Annotated in this window: 1 pseudogene; it reads right to left on the bottom strand. The window is 52.0% G+C overall.

The features are described from left to right. A pseudogene (locus tag ULO1_RS12110) lies at positions 1-833 on the bottom strand (IS200/IS605 family accessory protein TnpB-related protein); the annotation flags it as partial.

Raw genomic sequence — 833 nt, forward strand, 5'->3', positions numbered from 1 at the left:
TACTTCCAGTAACCTATGGTTGAAGTATGCCGGGGTGATACTAACTTGAAAGGCACCCCTTCTTTTGTCGCTCTCCGATACATTGCTCCTACCATTTTCGCAAATGGAAAATTGGAAGCCATGCGGTTAAACTTTTTATTAGCTAAAACGCCTATCAGGTAGCTACGCCGGAAGCTGGAAGCATGGGCTAAGTCTGGTATTCTGATATAAAGAAAGCCGTTCGGGTAAGGGATAACCTGAAACTCTCCTTCATACTTGCCCAGGTTGCCGGGATAAGGAATATTAAAACCCTCCGGCCACGGCTCCGGCTGGCCGGAAGCACTAACGTTACACAGGGCTACCCCATCAGGGTTTGTATCTATAGCCAGACAACCTTTAGCAAAGTCCGGTTCCATCACCCTGACCACTTCAAATGTCAAATGTACCAAATAGCGTCCTTCCAGGGTGCGGATCAGTTCTACCGCATAGGGTAACTTCATGGCCAGCCATATCTGCACCAGTTCCCGGTGTTTTTCCGGCAGCCACAACTTACCCTCAACCCTGGGGGCCTGGCTCATCCTGGGGCGTCCAAGTTTATCTATGCCTGTCTGTTCAGAAAGGTGGGAGAGGGAAACCGCCAGGCGGAAGTCCTGTCCGTCATAAAATATCTTAATGTTGGGGTTGCCTCCCTTGCTCTCGTCTCCCCGGGAGTAGAGGCGGTTCCTGCGGGCATGCCGCCATTCCTCACGGGCGGCCCGGCCCTGGCAGACCTTTTCCCACAGCCTTCTGCCCCCAAAGACTACCTTTGGTATTGTACCCTTCTCCCGGTAATCCTTCAGTTCAGCCAGCCTTTT

It is taken from the genome of Carboxydocella sp. ULO1 (assembly GCF_002049255.1).
Classification (GTDB): Bacteria; Bacillota.